We start from the raw sequence: 15,711 nt of genomic DNA, 5'->3' as shown, positions 1-15,711 counted from the left end.
ATGTTTTATGATATTTTTAACTCATTTTTAAAACAAACTGACCCAGAAGTTGCACATCAATTAGCAATAAAATTCTTAAAAACAAATATCATTCCATTTGATTTATTTAAATTTAAACCTCATGAAAAATTGAGGTCCAAAGTTTTTGGTATTGAGTTTGAAAATCCTATAGGGCTAGCAGCTGGATTTGATAAAAATGCAGAAGTTTATAACTCTATCTACAAATTAGGATTTGGTTATGTAGAGGTTGGTACAATTACACCAAAACCTCAAGAGGGAAATTCAAAGCCAAGAGTATTTAGATTAAATCAAGACAAAGCTATTATTAACCGACTTGGCTTTCCAAACGAAGGTATGGAAAAAATTTTCAATCGTATTGCTAATAATTTGAACAATGGAATTTTAGGCATTAATATTGGACCTAATAAAGAAAATGCCACTAAAAATGATGACTATCTCATATGTTTAGAAAAATTTTATGATCAAGCTGATTATATAGCCATTAATATTTCATCTCCGAATACACCAAACCTAAGATCACTGCATGATAAAGAAAAAATTATTAATCTAATTGATGCAATACTAAATTTTAGAAATCAAAATGAAAAAATAAAACCTATTATATTTAAACTATCACCCAATATTGACATTTCAGAAATTAATAATTTATCTGAAATTTTTTTGGATAAAAAAATTGATGGTCTAATTTTAACAAATACTTCTATTGAAGGAAAAGAAGATTTATTCGATGAAAACAAAAGAGAAGCTGGTGGCTTATCTGGTAGCCCAATTAATTTAGTATCGAACAAAGTTATTTTGAATTTTTACAAAAATTTAAGAGGCAAAATTCCTATTATTGGCGTAGGTGGAGTAAATGATGGAAAAACGGCTTATGAAAAAATTAAATGCGGAGCAAATTTAGTACAACTTTATACTTCTATGGTTTTTAAAGGCCCTTATGTAGCTTCTAATATTAATAAAGAATTAGTAGAGCTCTTAAAACAAGATGGTTTAAAAAATATTTCAGAAGCTGTCGGTATAAATGCTAATTAAAATTAGCATGTGATTTAATATAACTTGTATTGTTAAGTTTTTTCGAATTTTTAAATAGTCTAAGTTTTTAAGATATTTGTTATCAATTAGATAGATCCCAAAAAAACACAATGAGTAAATAAATAATTTAATTTGTATTTGGATAAATATTTCTACAAAAATTAGTAACACAGGTGTGATTACGATGAAAAAAATTAATTTTTTCGAAACATTTTCTTTTTCAAAAAAAATAGTCATTAACCAACTTGAGCCAAATAAAAAACTTAAAATTACTAACGAATATATCGAGAAAAGATCAAAGATAAAAAAATTCTTGTAAAGAAAACTTATAATAGCAAGAATGTAAAAGGGAATTGCTCCTGAGTAGCATAATGTTTTAACAAAGCTTAGTTGATTCATTACAATACTTTTTTGAATGAGTATGCGACTGCAATTCCTACTATTATAGCTATACTCACAGATACTATTCCATAAATTACCGGATAATTTTGTGAAACATTTATAATTAAATTTGTAAAACTATTAAATTCTGGAGTAATAGTACTGGCAATATTCATTGATGGTAAAATTTTAGAAAAGAATAAATCATAACCAAATTTAAAACCAAAAGTTAAAATCAAAATTGAAAGTAAACCTCTTAATTCTTCACCAGCAAGTTTACTGCTTATAATTGAACCTAGTTGCGCACCAACGACAGAGCCAAGCGCTAATATGAATACAAGATAAATATCGATAGTATAGTTTGCTATTGCGTGAAGCAAAGTTACTATGATCATAACAAATATCATTGCAAAAAGTGATGTACCTGGAACGAGTTTAGCTGGCATACCGATTATATAAATTAAGATTGGAACGAGGATAAAACCTCCTCCTACACCAAGCAATGATGATATCAGGCCGATAAGTATTCCAAAAAATATTGGACCAATAGCACTAATATATAACTTTGAAGCATGAATTCTTACTTTAAAGGGTAAATTGTGTATCCAATAATGTTGATGCATTCTTCTTTTAATGAATTTATTGTTTCTAATTCTTCTCATTTCACTCAAGCTTTCATAAAACATCATTAGTCCTATAGAGCTTAGTAATATGAAATATGAAATAGATATCAGACTATTAATTGTCCCTTTTTTTAAGAAGAAAATAAAAATTTCAACACCTATGATTGATCCTATGAGACCACCGACTAAAATTAAAACTCCCATTTTTACATCGATGTGATTTTTAAAATAATGAGCTAATGACCCAGATACTGATGCAGCCAAGATATTATTTGCTCCATTTGCAACTGCATATACAGGGGGTATTCCTAAAAAAATTAATATAGGTGTCATTAGGAATCCGCCCCCAATTCCTAGTAAACCTGTTAAAAAACCTACGGCGGCACTAATTAGTAGTAATAATGGAATATTAATTGTTACTTCTGCAATCGGTAAGTAAAAATCAAACATTTAACATTGTTTATTATTTAATTACAATTATGCCTCTAATTATTAATTGTCAAACGGACAGAGCGCATAAAATGGCTCTAAAAACACCTTGACCAAAACATTTTAAGGAAATATATCCTGACCACCTATGGCAAATATATGTGAATTAACTGGCAAAAGACCGATGAGTGGACATAAGGTGTCTCACGCTAATAACAAAACTAAGAGAAAGTTTTTTCCTAACCTAAAAAAAGTTTCTCTTAAAAGCGAGTTATTAAAAAAGAATGTTAGTTTGAAAATTTCAACAAGAGCTTTAAAAGCTGTTGATTTTAGAGGTGGTCTTGATCAGTTTTTAATTAGAGCAAAAAATAAAAATTTAGCACCAAGAATAAAAAAATTGAAGAAAGCTCTAATGGTTAAAACAAAAGTCAAAGCTAATTGATTAATAAAAAGCTAATACCTTACATTCTATCAATGATGCTAATTGTTTTGGCATCTAACTATTTAGTTCAATTTCCATTTAATTTTTTAAATCTTAATGATGTTTTAACTTGGGGAGCTTTCACATATCCGGTTGCTTTTTTAGTTACCGATATAGCAAATAGACTTCATGGGATCAATTTCACCAAAAGAGTAATTCATGTAGGTTTTGTTTGGGGAATTTTAATTTCTTTATTTTTTTCAGTCAGTGAATTTAATTTAATTTCACTAAGAATTGTTATTGGATCAGGGATAGCTTTTTTAATAGCACAATTGCTGGATGCAAATATTTTCAATAAATTAAGAGATCATAAGTTATGGTTTATACCTCCATTTTTATCATCAATTATTTCATCTGCCGTTGATACATTTTTATTTTTCTCAATTGCATTTTACGGTACCGAAGTTCCATGGATAACTTTAGCGCTAGGTGATTTTGTTGTTAAGATTATAATTGCAATGTTAATGCTTGTACCATTTAGGTTGATGGTCAAAAATTTAGAGTTAATTCAAGGTTCTTTTTCTAGTAGGTGAGTTAATAAATAAGTCTACAAGTTGATCTACCATTGCATCACCTAGTTCTTGAACATCTGCAATTTTGATAGCTTTTTCATAATAGTTAGTTACATCATGCCCAATTCCGATTGCATTAATTTCTATATCAGAATTATTTTCGATCCATTGCACTACTCTTTTTAAATGTTGTTCTAAATAACTTGGAGAATTTACTGAAAGCGTAGAGTCATCAACAGGAGCGCCATCAGAGATAACCATAATAATTTTTCTTTCTTCTTTTCTTTTTTTTAGGCGGTTGTAAGCCCAAAGAATTGCCTCACCATCAATATTTTCTTTTAAAATTCCTTCTTTTAACATTAGCCCTAAATTATTTTTAGATCTTCTCCACGGTGTATCTGCAGACTTATAAATAATGTGACAAAGATCATTTAATCGCCCAGGACTTTCTTTTTTATGTTTCATCCAAAGCTCTCTACTTTTTCCACCTTTCCAGTTCATGGTGGTAAAACCTAAAATTTCAACTTTAACTGAACATCGTTCTAACGTTCTAGATAGTATATCTGCACAAATCGCTGCTATAGTAATTGGCCTTCCTCTCATTGATCCCGAGTTATCAATCAGTAAGGTTACAACCGTATCTTTAAAATCAATATCCTTTTCTTTTTTGTAAGAAAGAGAATTAAATGGATCCATAATAATTCTAGGTAGCTTAGATGCATCCAATAATCCTTCTTCAAGATCAAAATTCCATGACCTATTTTGTTTAGCTAAAAGTTTTCTTTGTAATTTATTTGCAAGTCTCGAGATGAAAGATTGTAGAGATGATAGTTGGATATCAAGATTGTTTCTCAATTTAAAAATCTCTTCGTCTGTTATAAGTTCATTTGCTTCTAAAACTTTGTCGAATTGATTTGTAAAAATTTTATATTTTTTATTATCATTTGATGCTTGCTTTTGAGATCTGGTAGTTTGTATATCTTCATCATCACTATCCTCCAAAGCAATTTCTTGATCATTTAAACTTGGGTCAAAATCTATTTCTGGAACAAGATTTTCCATATCAAATTCAGGGTTTTGAGATTGTTGATTTTCTTGTTCTTGTAATTCTTGTTTTTCGCTATCTTGCTCCTTATTATTATCTTCATTGTCCTCTTCATTTTGCGCGTTCTGTGGATTTTGATTTTGGTCTTGAATTTCTAGATCATCGATAATTGATTGCACTTTTTTGCCATATGTCTCCTGATCATTTAAGCTTTTTGTTAATGATGATATTTTATCAGAAACTTTGTTGTCAAAAATTTCATTCCATCTCTTAAAATCTTCTTTTTTATTTTCTGGAATTCTAAAATCTAATACCTTGCCACGTAGATATGCTTCAAATGCATCGGCAATAAAATTTTGTGAATGTACATTGCTTTCCGAAATTTTTTTTTGATAAAAATTATTTAAATTACTTTTAATACCTTTGTATTGATCTGAGCCAATTTTTTCATATCTGATTTTCTCAGCAATATTATAAATAGTTTTACTAATTGTTCCCGTTGGAAGATTTTTGTTTAATATATTTTCATCACTATATTTTATTTTTAAAGCCTCACTATCTGCCAAGACTCTTGCCTCTAGAATCTCTCCTTTATTTTCGGAAGATAAAATTTTCGGTTTAGTAATTTTTTCAAATTTTTCTCTTTTTTCCTTTAAATTACTTCTCGCAATTGCTTTTGCTGTAGAGTGAATTGCAGTTTTATATTTTTCTAAATTTGGATGGTCAGCCATTAGGTTTGGAATTTTTATCTTCTGTTGACAAAACATCTTCTCCAAAACATCTTTGATAATATTCTGAAATGATAGGTCTTTCTAGTTCATCACACTTGTTTAAAAATGAAACCTTGAAAGAATGTTTTAAATCAGAAAAAATTTTATAATTATCGGCCCATGTTAAAACCGTTCTTGGACTCATTACAGTTGATATATCGCCATTCGCAAATCCATTTCGAGTCAGATTCGCAACTTGCACCATATTTTTTATAATTTGTTTACCGTCATTTGAGTTTAAAAACTCACACTTTGCTAGAATGATTGCCTCTTCTTTTTTGGGATCAAGATAGTTTAGAGTTGTAACAATATTCCATCTGTCCATTTGGCCCTGATTAATTTGTTGGGTTCCGTGATAAAGTCCACTTGTATCTCCAAGCCCAATTGTATTTGCAGTTGCAAACAATCTGAAAGAATTATTTGGCTTTATGACTTTATTTTTATCTAAAAGTGTAAACTTACCCTCGGTTTCCAAAACCCTTTGAATAACAAACATTACATCTGGTCTCCCAGCATCGTACTCATCAAAAACTAGTGCTACTGGATTTTGTAGTGACCAAGGCAAAATGCCTTCTTTAAATTCTGTAATCTGTTTTCCATCCTTAATCACAATTGCATCTTTACCTATTAAATCGATACGGCTTACGTGACTGTCTAAATTTACTCTAACACAAGGCCAATTCAATCTTGCTGCAACTTGCTCAATGTGTGTTGATTTACCTGTACCGTGATACCCTTGAACCATTACTCTTTTATTATTTGAAAAACCGGCAAGAATTGCCAAAGTAGTTTCTTTATCAAAGATGTAATTATTATCTATTTCCGGGACATAATCATTTTTGTCAGAAAAAGCTGGGACTTCTATATCTGTATCAATATTAAAAGTTTGTTTAACAGAAATCTTTAAATCTGGTTGTTCAGCAAACATTAATTAAGCTACCTTTTGTTTATCGCTTAGCGATGTTTTTAAATACGAATATGCGATTGTAATTTCTTTTAGTTTTTCTTCGTATTTTTTGTCGCCCGCATTCATATCAGGGTGATATTTTTTAACAAGTTTTTTGAACTGTTCTTTTATCGCTAACCAAGTAATATTTGGTTTAAGATTCATTTTTTTTAAAGCTGCAATTTGTTTGTCAGTATATTTTTGGTTCTCTTGATTTAAGGTATTTTTAAATTTTGAAAGATTTAACAATTCATCTTCAATAGCATTGTTCCATAATTCATGAAAAAAAGTATCCATTGATCCAAATTTTTGTGTTTTTCTATGTCCAATAATATCTTTAAACACAAAGTCTTCTATTTGCGCTTGAGACATACCTTCGAAGAAATCCCATTTTTTATTATATTCTTTAATATGATCCTCACAAAACCATAGATAGTCACCTTCACCCTTAGTTGGAGCTTTGAACTCGCCAAGTTGTTTACAAGAATCCCAATTACAATTTAGGTCTTGGTTTTTTGTATATTGTTCAAAGTGATGCTGACATAATACTTTGTATTCTTTATTTTTTTTATCTCTTATCAGTACTTCTTTAAAACCACGTTCAAAACAATTTATTTTATCGCAACTTTTTTTCATAAACGATATATAATATAAAATAATCATGAATGCCGAAACATTAATTAAAAAAAAACTTTTAAATAATTTAGGAATTAATGATGTTGAGGTTATTAACAATTCTCATTTACACCAAAATCATCAACAATCTCCAAATAATGGCATAAGTCATTTCAAATTAATTATTAAAGATAAGCAATTAAGTGAACTACCGAAAGTTAAATCACATCAAAAGATTTATTCATGTCTTTCAGAAGAAATGAAGGGCTTTATCCATGCTTTAGAAATTGAAATTATTAATGCTTAGTAGATTTTTCTAATATAATTTTTATTTGAGTAATTTGATTTTTATTTTTATTTAAAATTTCATAAACAATGTTATCGAACTTAAATGTTTGGCCGACTTCAGGCAAAGCTTCTGTTTTAAAAATAATATAACCAGCTAGTGTTGAAGCATCATTTTCTGAAAGATTTAAATCTAGCTCACGATTAATGTCTCTAATATTTACATCTCCTCTTATTCTATATTGATTTTCATTTATTCTTCTTATTCCAATTGTAGAGAAGTCCTTTTCATCAAAGATGTTTCCAACAATTTCTTCAATTATATCCTCTAATGATATTAGTCCCATTAGTTCTCCATACTCATCTACTACAAATGCAATCTTTTCTTTTCTTTTAATAAACTCATTAAGTTGATCTTTTACTTTTGTGGTTTCGGGAATAAACCACGGTTTAATAATACCTTGTTTAACTTTTTCTAAGCTTATTTTACCATCATCATCTAAATTACTTAAAATATTTTTAGCGTGAATAATTCCCAAAATATTATTCCGGTCATCTTTCCATACAGGTATTCTACTAAACGAGCTGGAAGCAATAGTTGAATATATTTTTTTTGTTTCATTTAAATTTAAAGAAAATATATTTTTTCTGTGAGTCATAATTTTTTCAACTGTAATTTCCTTTAAGTCGAGAATTGCATTGATCATTTCACTTTCGTCTTTATGCAAGTCTCCTTCATCTTCGTGCATATCAATCATATTACGTATATCTTCGGTCACTGAATTCGTGGAATTTTTATGATCAATTCCAAATATTTTGTATGTTGTGTGATTTAGAAATTTTAAAATCAAGTTTATTGGATAAAATATTTTTACAAAAATTGTTAATGGAGTTGAAAAAAATAAAGCAAATCGGTCTGCTTTTATCAAAGCAATATTTTTAGGTAAAACTTCTGCAAAAATTACAATTAAGCAAGTCATTACAAGAGTAGAATAAAAAATTCCATCACTACCAAAGTATTCAATTAAAACTGCAGTTGCTAAAACTGATGCAAGAATATTCACTATATTATTACCAACTAAAATAGAGCTAATAAGATCATTTTTATTATCTATTAGTTTTAGGAGCTTTTTAGCTTTTCGATCACCTTTGTTCGCAAGTTTATGAATCTTACTTCTATTTACCGACGTTACGGATGTTTCTGAACCAGAAAACATCCCTGAGATAACGATGAGTATAGCGATGTAAAAAATGGGTAAATAATTAGTAAATTCCATCTTTTAAATCTTTTTGAATTAAGGGAATAAATGTTTTTTTCAATGTTGTTTCCTTAATTATAGATAAACCAATTTTTTTTAAAAGAATTATTTTAATTTTTTTTCCATCAGATTTTTTATCGTTATTCATAATTTGAAAAACTTTCTTGATATTTTTCGAGTTCACAAATTTCTTATACTGGAAATTTAATTTTAATTTTTGATATAAAGATAAAATACTTTCAAGTTCGTGCCCTTTTAAGTATCCCATTTGATTTGATAATCTTGAAGCCACAGCCATTCCAATAAGTACAGCCTCTCCATGAATTATCTTTTTAGAATATCCAGTTACAGTTTCGATCGCATGTGCGAACGTATGTCCAAAATTTAATATCGCTCTCAAATTTTTTTCTTTTTCGTCTTTTTTTACTACATAAGCTTTATGTTTGCAGCTAGTGTAAATAGCATCGGTAATTAGATTTTTAGATTTTTTATTTATAATTTTTTTTCCATTTTTAATTAACCAATTAAAAAATTTTTTATCTAAAATTAGTGAATACTTTAAAACCTCAGCAAAACCTGCAATCATCTCTCTTCTTGGAAGAGTATTAAGAGTATCAATATCAATTAAAACAAAATTAGGTTGAAAAAAAGTTCCAACAAGATTTTTTCCAAAATTATTATTTATTCCAGTTTTACCCCCAACAGATGAGTCTACTTGAGAAAGAAGAGTTGTTGGAACTTGAACAAAATTAATCCCTCTTTTAAATATACTTGATGCAAAACCTGCAAGGTCACCAATCACACCTCCGCCTACTGCAATAACACAGTCATTTCTACCAAAGTTACATTTAGATAATAAATTTGTGATTTTGATTAAAAAGTGATCCTGTTTTATAACTTCGCCATCTGGCAAAATTATAGTGTAATATTTAATTCCTTTTGTATTTTTCTTTAAAGTTAACATATATTTTTTTGGAATTTTTTTTGAGGATACTATTAAAATATTTTTTGTATTTTTAAGGTGTTTTTTTTTAAAAAAACTAAATTTTGATAATATATTTTGACCAATATAAATTGGGTATTTTTTTGAAGAAGTTTTTACAATTAGTGTTTTCATAATATTTCTATAATTTTTTTTACGATATTTTTTTTGTTATCAGACTTTGTTCTAATTGTATAATTGGCTTTATTGTATTGTTCTTTTCTATTGTCATAAATTTCTTTAATAGATCTTTTTAAATTCTTATAGTTTAACAAGGGCCTTTTATTTCTTGATTTACTAAGCCTTTCATAAATAGTTTCTAAACTGGGACTAATCCATATTGAAAGACCTAGTTTATTGATTTTTCTTCTTATAGCGCTATTTAAAAAAGCACCACCCCCAAGTGACAAAACTTTTGGATTACCATCTATAAGTTTAACACAAATTTTTTCTTCAATTTTTCTAAAATATGTTTCACCTTTTGTTTCAAAAATTTGAGGAATCGTTTTTTTGCATTTAAGCTCAATTTCCTTGTCACTATCAATAAAGTTAATATTTAGTGATTTTGCAAGCTCTTTACCAATAGAGGTTTTACCAGAGCCCATCATTCCGACTAAAACTATTGTTTTTAACATTGTGTGCTGAATAATATTAATTTAATAACATATTTTTGACTAAAATGTTTATAAAACTAATTCTTAATGATTAAAAATTTTATACTTAAAAAAATATTTCCTATCGTATTAATTGTTTATGGAGCAATGTACTTAGTTAATTATTTAGATATATCACCAGAAACAAAAGCAAGTAAGAAAACCTTACCTAATGATATCGCTGTTAAAGTTAAGTAAAAGAATTTTAATTTTATCTATTTTTGTATCCTCATCATCTTTAGTTTTGAGTGAGCCTAAAGATATATGGAAACAGTCTCAAGAAATAACTATTAAGGAAAACCAAAATAAAAAAATCGAAAATTCAGAAAATAATTTAAATAAAGATTTACCCCAAACTACTTTTGATAAAGAAAAATTAAATTTAAGTGTAAATGAAATTAGTCAATCTGAAGAAATAAATGATCAGGAACTTATTTTTGGATTATACGAACCTGAGGATACGAAAATAAACTTAAATTTTTGGTCTGATGTTGATAATAATTTATATAGCAGAGTTTTCGAGACATTATTAAATAAAGAAAAAAACAGTTTAGTTGCTGTTTCAGAAAAAGTATTATTTTCAAAATCAAATATAAATGTTTTTGAAGATAAAGGAGAGAGACATCTAAGCTTTATTGCTGATTGGTTAATAAATAATCAAAAGATGAAACTTATTGATCAGGTTATTGATCAGAACAAAATCATTAATAAAAATGCTAAATTATTAAAATTTTTGTTTACTCATTATTTATCCTTAGGCCAAATAGATAAAGCGTGTAGTTATACCAAGTTAATGACTGTAGATGTCCAGAGTATTGATTTAGAAAAATATAAAATTTTTTGTTTAATAAATAATAAAAAGATTAAACAAGCCCAGTCTCAACTTGAGTTAACGCGAGAAACATCTTCTTTGGATAATTTTTTTGTTGGAAAGGTAAATTTTCTTACAGGTATAAGTGATCAAAAGAGTGATATAAATTTTGATAATGTTTTCTATACACACCTTACTCTTATCACGAATGATAGTCTTGAATTAAAATATAATAATTTTTCAAAATCTAAAGAATTAAGAAATTATTTTTTTAAAAGTAATTTAGCTAATAAACTTTTAGATGAAGCAATGAAAAATACATCTCCAGATAAAAAAAAGGAATTAAATGATTTAGTAATTTTTTTAGAACGTTCAGTTAATGAAGATCTTTATCCTTATAAAAACATTTTAGATATTTATAAAAAATATAATTTTTCATTTAACCAGTTATTTCAAGTTGAAGATGCTGTAAAAAATTTGAGACGTCCCGAGTCTCATGCAATTTTATATCAAGCAATGTTACTTGCTCAAAAACCTGATATCAAATTAAAGATTTTAAATAATTTTAAAGATAAATTAACAGTTAACGGTTTAGAAAAAATTGCTGAACCAGTTTATTATTTAGAACTAGAAAAGATTTATTCAACAAACCCTGATTTGATTGATCAAAAAATTGTAGAAAAAATTAACAACTTTAAAATATCTGAAGAAAATAAAGACAAAAGCATTAATAATAATTATTTTTTTTCTTCAGAAATAAAAAAATTACTTGATAATAAATTAACTAAAAAAGATAAAAAGAAAATCTTAAATCTTCTCGGAGATTTTGATAAAAAAATTAAAGAAAAAAGTTATAAATTAACTAATAAAGATATCGCTTTAATCAACATTTTAAATGTACAAAAAATCGATCTACCTAAATCAATGTCTGATGTAATATATAATAAAGAAATTTATATACCGAATGAAATATTTAATTCTATCGAAAAAAAATTAAACGACGAGGCGATACTTAAAACTTTATTATTTATTGCAGATTTGGATGAAACTAAGAATAATTATACTAGAGATATTTTGGCTATAATAAAGATTTTTGATAATATAAAATTAGATAGTTTAAAAACTACATTTATAAACAGCGAATTTAGCTTATAAAAAATGCAATATTTAGAATTTGAAAAAGATCTTGAACAACTTGATAAAAACTTAGAAGAGTTAAAACACCCTTTTAATGAAGAGGGAGGCCTTTCGTCTGTAAATAATTCTCAAATCGACGAATTAGAAAATAAGATCAAAGTAAAAATTGATGAAATATACTCTAATCTTGATGGTTGGAAAAAAACTAAAATTGCTAGGCATGAAAATAGACCTAAAGCTGAATTTTATATTTCATCTATTTTTGAGAACTTTCAGCAAGTATCTGGTGATAGAAATTTCGGAGAGGATGATGCCGCGATTACTGGCTTTGCAAAAATAAACGGTGAGTCAGTTTTGGTCATTGGCCAGGAAAAAGGAAATGACACTCAGTCAAGAATTAAGAGAAATTTTGGAATGATGAGACCTGAAGGTTATAGAAAATGTATAAGGCTCATGAAATTGGCTGAAAATTACAATGTTCCTGTTGTTACATTTATAGATACACCAGGTGCTTACCCGGGAAAGGGTGCTGAGGAAAGAGGGCAGGCGGAAGCAATAGCTCAATCAATTAATTGTTGTTTAGGTTTGAAAGTTCCAATTATTTCAATCGTAATTGGCGAAGGAGGCTCAGGAGGCGCTATAGCTTTGGCAACGTCGAACAAAGTTTTAATGTTAGAACATTCTATTTACTCCGTAATTTCTCCAGAAGGATGCGCATCCATATTATGGAAAGACGCAACGAAATCCAAAGACGCTGCCGAGGCAATGCATTTAACTGCTCAAGATCTTTATAAATGTGAAATTATTGATGGTATTTTGAATGAACCAAAAGGTGGAGCTCATAGAAATCCAGATTTAATGTCTACTAAAATAAAGCAAGAAATTTTAAGTCATATCCAATATTACAAATCTAAATCTTCAAATGAAGTTATGAATGAAAGAACAGAGAAGTTTAAAAATGTTGGTAATAATTTACCAGCCGATATTGTTTCTTTTGATGGTTTCAGTAACAGAAAGATAAAAGATAATTTTAATAAAAATAAAAAAGCAATTTATATAACTCTTTTAATATCTATAGCTACATTATTAGGGCTATTTTTTTTCTTAAACTAGAGATCCGCAGCAAGATTTAAATTTTTTACCTGTTGCAGGACATTTTTCATTTCTTGAGATTTTATTCTTATCAGAATTCTCAAGCAAGCAACCCTCTGGTCTACTGACTTTTGAAACATTTTTTGAAAGTTCTTTTTGCATTTGTTCTGCAATAGTAACTTCAATATTTGATAGAAAGATAACTATATTTTCCTTTATTTTTTCCAGAAGTTGTTGAAATAAATTAAAGCTTTCTCTTTTATACTCGTCAATTGGATTTTTTTGACCATAACCACGTAGACCAATAACTTGTCTTAATTGTTCTAAATATTGAAGATGACTACGCCATTCAAAGTCTAAATTTTGTAAAAATATTTTCTTTTCAATATCTTTGTTTACCTCATCCCCAACTTTGCTAATCCTATCTTTCCTTTTGTCTTCAAATTTTGTTTTTAACTTATTTATCTTTTCGTCCTGATTAAGTTGAATGAAGTTATCAATATCTGTATCATTTAATTTAGCTCCTAAAATTCTTTCAATTCTTGATTTTAGAATTCCTTTATCTAAATTTTCCACTGGTAATTTTGAGTAGTCAATTATATCGTTAGAAACATCTTCAAAGAAATTATTTGTAGTACGGTATATATCCTCAGTCTTAAGAATCTCTAATCTTTGTTCATAAATTACACGCCTTTGATCACTCATAACATCATCAAACTGTAATAATGATTTTCTAATATCAAAGTTTCTACCCTCAACTTTTTGCTGAGCTTTTTCTAATGCCTTATTGATCCAAGGGTGATCGATACTTTCGCCTTCTTTAAAGCCTAATTTTTGCAACATTGAGTCAATTCTTTCAGACCCAAAAATTCTCATTAAATCATCTTCTAAGCTTAAAAAGAAAATAGATTTACCATTATCACCTTGTCGACCAGATCGACCTCTTAATTGATTATCAATTCTTCTACTTTCGTGTCTTTCAGTTCCTATAACGAATAGACCACCAGCATCCATGACTTTTTGTTTTTCTTCTTTAAAATTAATTTCTTCTTGATCTTTGTCAGATGCTTCTAATTTTCTAAGCTCTAAGTTACCACCAAGCTGAATATCAGTACCACGCCCAGCCATATTGGTTGCAATAGTTATTGCTTTTAATCTTCCAGCTTGCGCAATGATTGAAGCTTCTTTTTCGTGCTGTTTGGCATTTAAAACATTATGTTTTAAATTATTTTTCTTTAAATAGTTAGAAAGTTCTTCTGATTTTTCAATACTGGTTGTTCCAACTAAAACAGGCTGGCCATTTTTATTTGCCTCTTTAATATTTTCTATAATTGCATTTACCTTTTCTTTTTCAGTTCTATAAATTTGATCATTTAAATCTAACCTTTTAACCGGAACGTTTGTCGGCATATCAACAACATCAAGTTTATAAATATCATAAAACTCTTGAGCTTCTGTCATCGCAGTCCCAGTCATACCAGACAGTTTTTTGTAAAGTCTAAAATAATTTTGGTATGTCGTAGATGCAAAAGTTTGATTTTCATTTTGTATTGGAACACCCTCCTTAGCCTCGATGGCTTGATGAAGACCATCAGAATATCTTCTTCCATCTAAAACACGACCTGTAAATTCATCAATAATTTGAACAGCATTATCTCTTACAATGTAGTCCTTATCTTTTTGAAATAATTTATTTGCTTTAAGGGATTGATTTATATGATGGACTAGTGAAATATTTCTAGGATCGTAAAAGTTATCGCCTTGAAGCAAATTTGCATTTGCTAATTTTTTTTCAACTGCATCAACACCAAGATCAGTTAGAGTTATATTTCGATCTTTTTCATCTTTTTGGTAAAAATCTTCACTCAATTCATTTACAATTTTATTACACAAAAAATATTCAGTTGATGAGTCTTCAGTTGGCCCTGATATTATAAGTGGAGTTCTAGCTTCATCAATTAATATACTATCAACCTCGTCAACAATACAGTAGCTAAACTCTCTTTGAACCATTTCGTCTAACGAAAGTTTCATATTGTCTCTTAAGTAGTCAAAAGCAAATTCGTTATTAGTTCCATAAACTATATCTGATTGATAAATTTTTTTTCTATCTTCATCAGGAGTTTCATTAGTTAAGCAACCAACGGTTAAACCTAAAAATTTATAAATTTGTCCCATCCACTCAGAATCTCTTTTAGCAAGGTAGTCATTCACAGTTACAATATGAACGCCTTTGTCAGTTAAAGCATTTAAATAAGCTGCCAGGGTGGCAACCAAAGTTTTACCTTCACCAGTTTTCATTTCAGAAATTTTCCCTTGATGGAGAACAATTCCACCCATTAACTGAACATCATAGTGTCTTTGGCCAATAGTCCTTTTGCTTGCTTCTCTGACTAGAGCAAAAGCTTCAGGTAACACTTTATCTAAATCTCCATTATCACTTACTATTTTTTTAAGATTATTAGTTCTTTCAGCAAAATTATTATCGGATAATTTTTCTATTTCTTTTTCTAAACCATTAATTTTTTCAATAATTGGTCTTAAAGCATTTATTTTTCTATCATTTGTAGAACCAAATAATTTATTTAAGAAATTAAGTTTCATAGTTAAGTGCTTTTTTAATAATAGTAAATTCTG

15 protein-coding genes are annotated in these 15,711 nt (G+C 28.2%); 6 read left to right on the top strand and 9 right to left on the bottom strand.

The genetic code is table 11. The annotated features are described in order from the left end of the window. Entirely contained in the window at window positions 1-1,053 is a 1,053-nt protein-coding gene (locus tag ACTTAT_RS02605) for a quinone-dependent dihydroorotate dehydrogenase (protein WP_440679509.1), read from the top strand. On the opposite strand, the gene ACTTAT_RS02600 is transcribed toward ACTTAT_RS02605, so the two are convergent. Together ACTTAT_RS02600 and ACTTAT_RS02595 are read right to left on the bottom strand one after the other, a co-directional pair. Further along, window positions 1,024-1,452 carry a DUF3429 family protein gene (locus ACTTAT_RS02600; protein ID WP_440679508.1) on the bottom strand — a complete coding sequence of 143 codons (429 nt, stop codon included), beginning with the start codon at window positions 1,450-1,452 and terminating at the stop codon, window positions 1,024-1,026. The two genes, ACTTAT_RS02605 and ACTTAT_RS02600, sit on opposite strands and share 30 nt — an antisense overlap. Next, on the bottom strand, window positions 1,452-2,507 hold the full coding sequence (locus ACTTAT_RS02595; RefSeq protein WP_440679507.1) for a TSUP family transporter: 1,056 nt from the start codon (window positions 2,505-2,507) through the stop codon (window positions 1,452-1,454). Before ACTTAT_RS02595 ends, ACTTAT_RS02600 begins: the two co-directional genes overlap by 1 nt. 127 nt (window positions 2,508-2,634) lie before the next feature. Between ACTTAT_RS02595 and rpmB the strand changes: the two genes are divergently transcribed. Together rpmB and ACTTAT_RS02585 are read left to right on the top strand one after the other, a co-directional pair. After that, on the top strand, window positions 2,635-2,928 hold the full coding sequence (gene rpmB, locus ACTTAT_RS02590; protein ID WP_440679506.1) for a 50S ribosomal protein L28: 294 nt from the start codon (window positions 2,635-2,637) through the stop codon (window positions 2,926-2,928). A 32-nt stretch (window positions 2,929-2,960) separates the two neighbouring features. Beyond that, window positions 2,961-3,500 carry a queuosine precursor transporter gene (locus ACTTAT_RS02585; RefSeq protein ID WP_440679601.1) on the top strand — a complete coding sequence of 180 codons (540 nt, stop codon included), beginning with the start codon at window positions 2,961-2,963 and terminating at the stop codon, window positions 3,498-3,500. Here ACTTAT_RS02585 and ACTTAT_RS02580 read toward each other — a convergent pair. From ACTTAT_RS02580 to ACTTAT_RS02570, 3 genes are read right to left on the bottom strand one after another with little or no spacing between them, the layout of a single operon-like run. Beyond that, the gene (locus ACTTAT_RS02580) at window positions 3,471-5,255 is read right to left on the bottom strand and encodes a cobaltochelatase CobT-related protein (RefSeq protein WP_440679600.1); all 1,785 of its coding nucleotides are present in this window, start codon (window positions 5,253-5,255) and stop codon (window positions 3,471-3,473) included. The two genes, ACTTAT_RS02585 and ACTTAT_RS02580, sit on opposite strands and share 30 nt — an antisense overlap. Next, window positions 5,248-6,222, bottom strand: a complete 975-nt coding sequence (locus ACTTAT_RS02575; protein WP_009360632.1) for an AAA family ATPase — start codon at window positions 6,220-6,222, stop codon at window positions 5,248-5,250. The genes ACTTAT_RS02580 and ACTTAT_RS02575 overlap by 8 nt, the downstream gene beginning before the upstream one ends. 3 nt (window positions 6,223-6,225) lie before the next feature. Beyond that, window positions 6,226-6,876: a J domain-containing protein gene (locus tag ACTTAT_RS02570; RefSeq protein ID WP_440679505.1), complete on the bottom strand. Its 651-nt coding sequence runs from the start codon at window positions 6,874-6,876 to the stop codon at window positions 6,226-6,228. A gap of 25 nt (window positions 6,877-6,901) precedes the next feature. On the opposite strand from ACTTAT_RS02570, the gene ACTTAT_RS02565 reads away from it, so the two are divergent. Further along, complete coding sequence (locus tag ACTTAT_RS02565; RefSeq protein WP_440679503.1) at window positions 6,902-7,162, top strand: BolA family protein; 261 nt, start codon at window positions 6,902-6,904, stop codon at window positions 7,160-7,162. Here the strand turns inward: ACTTAT_RS02565 and ACTTAT_RS02560 are convergent. The 3 genes from ACTTAT_RS02560 to ACTTAT_RS02550 are packed head-to-tail and all read right to left on the bottom strand — an operon-like array spanning window position 7,152 to window position 10,016. After that, the gene (locus ACTTAT_RS02560; protein WP_440679501.1) at window positions 7,152-8,417 is read right to left on the bottom strand and encodes an HlyC/CorC family transporter; all 1,266 of its coding nucleotides are present in this window, start codon (window positions 8,415-8,417) and stop codon (window positions 7,152-7,154) included. The two genes, ACTTAT_RS02565 and ACTTAT_RS02560, sit on opposite strands and share 11 nt — an antisense overlap. Continuing rightward, window positions 8,404-9,516 (bottom strand): 3-dehydroquinate synthase, encoded by a 1,113-nt coding sequence (gene aroB / locus ACTTAT_RS02555; protein WP_440679500.1) that lies wholly within the window; start codon window positions 9,514-9,516, stop codon window positions 8,404-8,406. Before aroB ends, ACTTAT_RS02560 begins: the two co-directional genes overlap by 14 nt. Further along, the gene (locus tag ACTTAT_RS02550) at window positions 9,513-10,016 is read right to left on the bottom strand and encodes a shikimate kinase (protein ID WP_440679499.1); all 504 of its coding nucleotides are present in this window, start codon (window positions 10,014-10,016) and stop codon (window positions 9,513-9,515) included. The genes aroB and ACTTAT_RS02550 overlap by 4 nt, the downstream gene beginning before the upstream one ends. Window positions 10,017-10,206: 190 nt before the next feature. Between ACTTAT_RS02550 and ACTTAT_RS02545 the strand changes: the two genes are divergently transcribed. Both ACTTAT_RS02545 and ACTTAT_RS02540 read left to right on the top strand, forming a co-directional pair. Further along, complete coding sequence (locus tag ACTTAT_RS02545; RefSeq protein ID WP_440679498.1) at window positions 10,207-12,000, top strand: hypothetical protein; 1,794 nt, start codon at window positions 10,207-10,209, stop codon at window positions 11,998-12,000. A gap of 3 nt (window positions 12,001-12,003) precedes the next feature. Then, the gene (locus tag ACTTAT_RS02540; protein ID WP_440679497.1) at window positions 12,004-13,095 is read left to right on the top strand and encodes an acetyl-CoA carboxylase carboxyltransferase subunit alpha; all 1,092 of its coding nucleotides are present in this window, start codon (window positions 12,004-12,006) and stop codon (window positions 13,093-13,095) included. On the opposite strand, the gene secA is transcribed toward ACTTAT_RS02540, so the two are convergent. Continuing rightward, window positions 13,087-15,678, bottom strand: coding sequence for a preprotein translocase subunit SecA (gene secA / locus ACTTAT_RS02535; RefSeq protein ID WP_440679496.1), 2,592 nt, complete (start codon window positions 15,676-15,678; stop codon window positions 13,087-13,089). The two genes, ACTTAT_RS02540 and secA, sit on opposite strands and share 9 nt — an antisense overlap. Window positions 15,679-15,711: the final 33 nt, after the last annotated feature.

It is taken from the genome of Candidatus Pelagibacter sp. HIMB1517 (assembly GCF_052047895.1).
Classification (GTDB): domain Bacteria; phylum Pseudomonadota; class Alphaproteobacteria; order Pelagibacterales; family Pelagibacteraceae; genus HIMB114.
The sequence above is the reverse complement of the archived record's forward strand: the minus strand, read 5'-3'. Positions and strand labels throughout refer to the sequence as shown.

What these genes read in the sequence shown, in the direction of transcription:
- ACTTAT_RS02605 (WP_440679509.1), top strand. Translation starts at nt 1, where the DNA reads ATGTTTTATGATATTTTTAACTCATTTTTAAAACAAACTGACCCAGAA.
- ACTTAT_RS02600 (WP_440679508.1), bottom strand. Translation starts at nt 1,452, where the DNA reads ATGAATCAACTAAGCTTTGTTAAAACATTATGCTACTCAGGAGCAATT.
- ACTTAT_RS02595 (WP_440679507.1), bottom strand. Translation starts at nt 2,507, where the DNA reads ATGTTTGATTTTTACTTACCGATTGCAGAAGTAACAATTAATATTCCA.
- rpmB (WP_440679506.1), top strand. Translation starts at nt 2,635, where the DNA reads ATGGCAAATATATGTGAATTAACTGGCAAAAGACCGATGAGTGGACAT.
- ACTTAT_RS02585 (WP_440679601.1), top strand. Translation starts at nt 2,961, where the DNA reads ATGATGCTAATTGTTTTGGCATCTAACTATTTAGTTCAATTTCCATTT.
- ACTTAT_RS02580 (WP_440679600.1), bottom strand. Translation starts at nt 5,255, where the DNA reads ATGGCTGACCATCCAAATTTAGAAAAATATAAAACTGCAATTCACTCT.
- ACTTAT_RS02575 (WP_009360632.1), bottom strand. Translation starts at nt 6,222, where the DNA reads ATGTTTGCTGAACAACCAGATTTAAAGATTTCTGTTAAACAAACTTTT.
- ACTTAT_RS02570 (WP_440679505.1), bottom strand. Translation starts at nt 6,876, where the DNA reads ATGAAAAAAAGTTGCGATAAAATAAATTGTTTTGAACGTGGTTTTAAA.
- ACTTAT_RS02565 (WP_440679503.1), top strand. Translation starts at nt 6,902, where the DNA reads ATGAATGCCGAAACATTAATTAAAAAAAAACTTTTAAATAATTTAGGA.
- ACTTAT_RS02560 (WP_440679501.1), bottom strand. Translation starts at nt 8,417, where the DNA reads ATGGAATTTACTAATTATTTACCCATTTTTTACATCGCTATACTCATC.
- aroB (WP_440679500.1), bottom strand. Translation starts at nt 9,516, where the DNA reads ATGAAAACACTAATTGTAAAAACTTCTTCAAAAAAATACCCAATTTAT.
- ACTTAT_RS02550 (WP_440679499.1), bottom strand. Translation starts at nt 10,016, where the DNA reads ATGTTAAAAACAATAGTTTTAGTCGGAATGATGGGCTCTGGTAAAACC.
- ACTTAT_RS02545 (WP_440679498.1), top strand. Translation starts at nt 10,207, where the DNA reads ATGATATCGCTGTTAAAGTTAAGTAAAAGAATTTTAATTTTATCTATT.
- ACTTAT_RS02540 (WP_440679497.1), top strand. Translation starts at nt 12,004, where the DNA reads ATGCAATATTTAGAATTTGAAAAAGATCTTGAACAACTTGATAAAAAC.
- secA (WP_440679496.1), bottom strand. Translation starts at nt 15,678, where the DNA reads ATGAAACTTAATTTCTTAAATAAATTATTTGGTTCTACAAATGATAGA.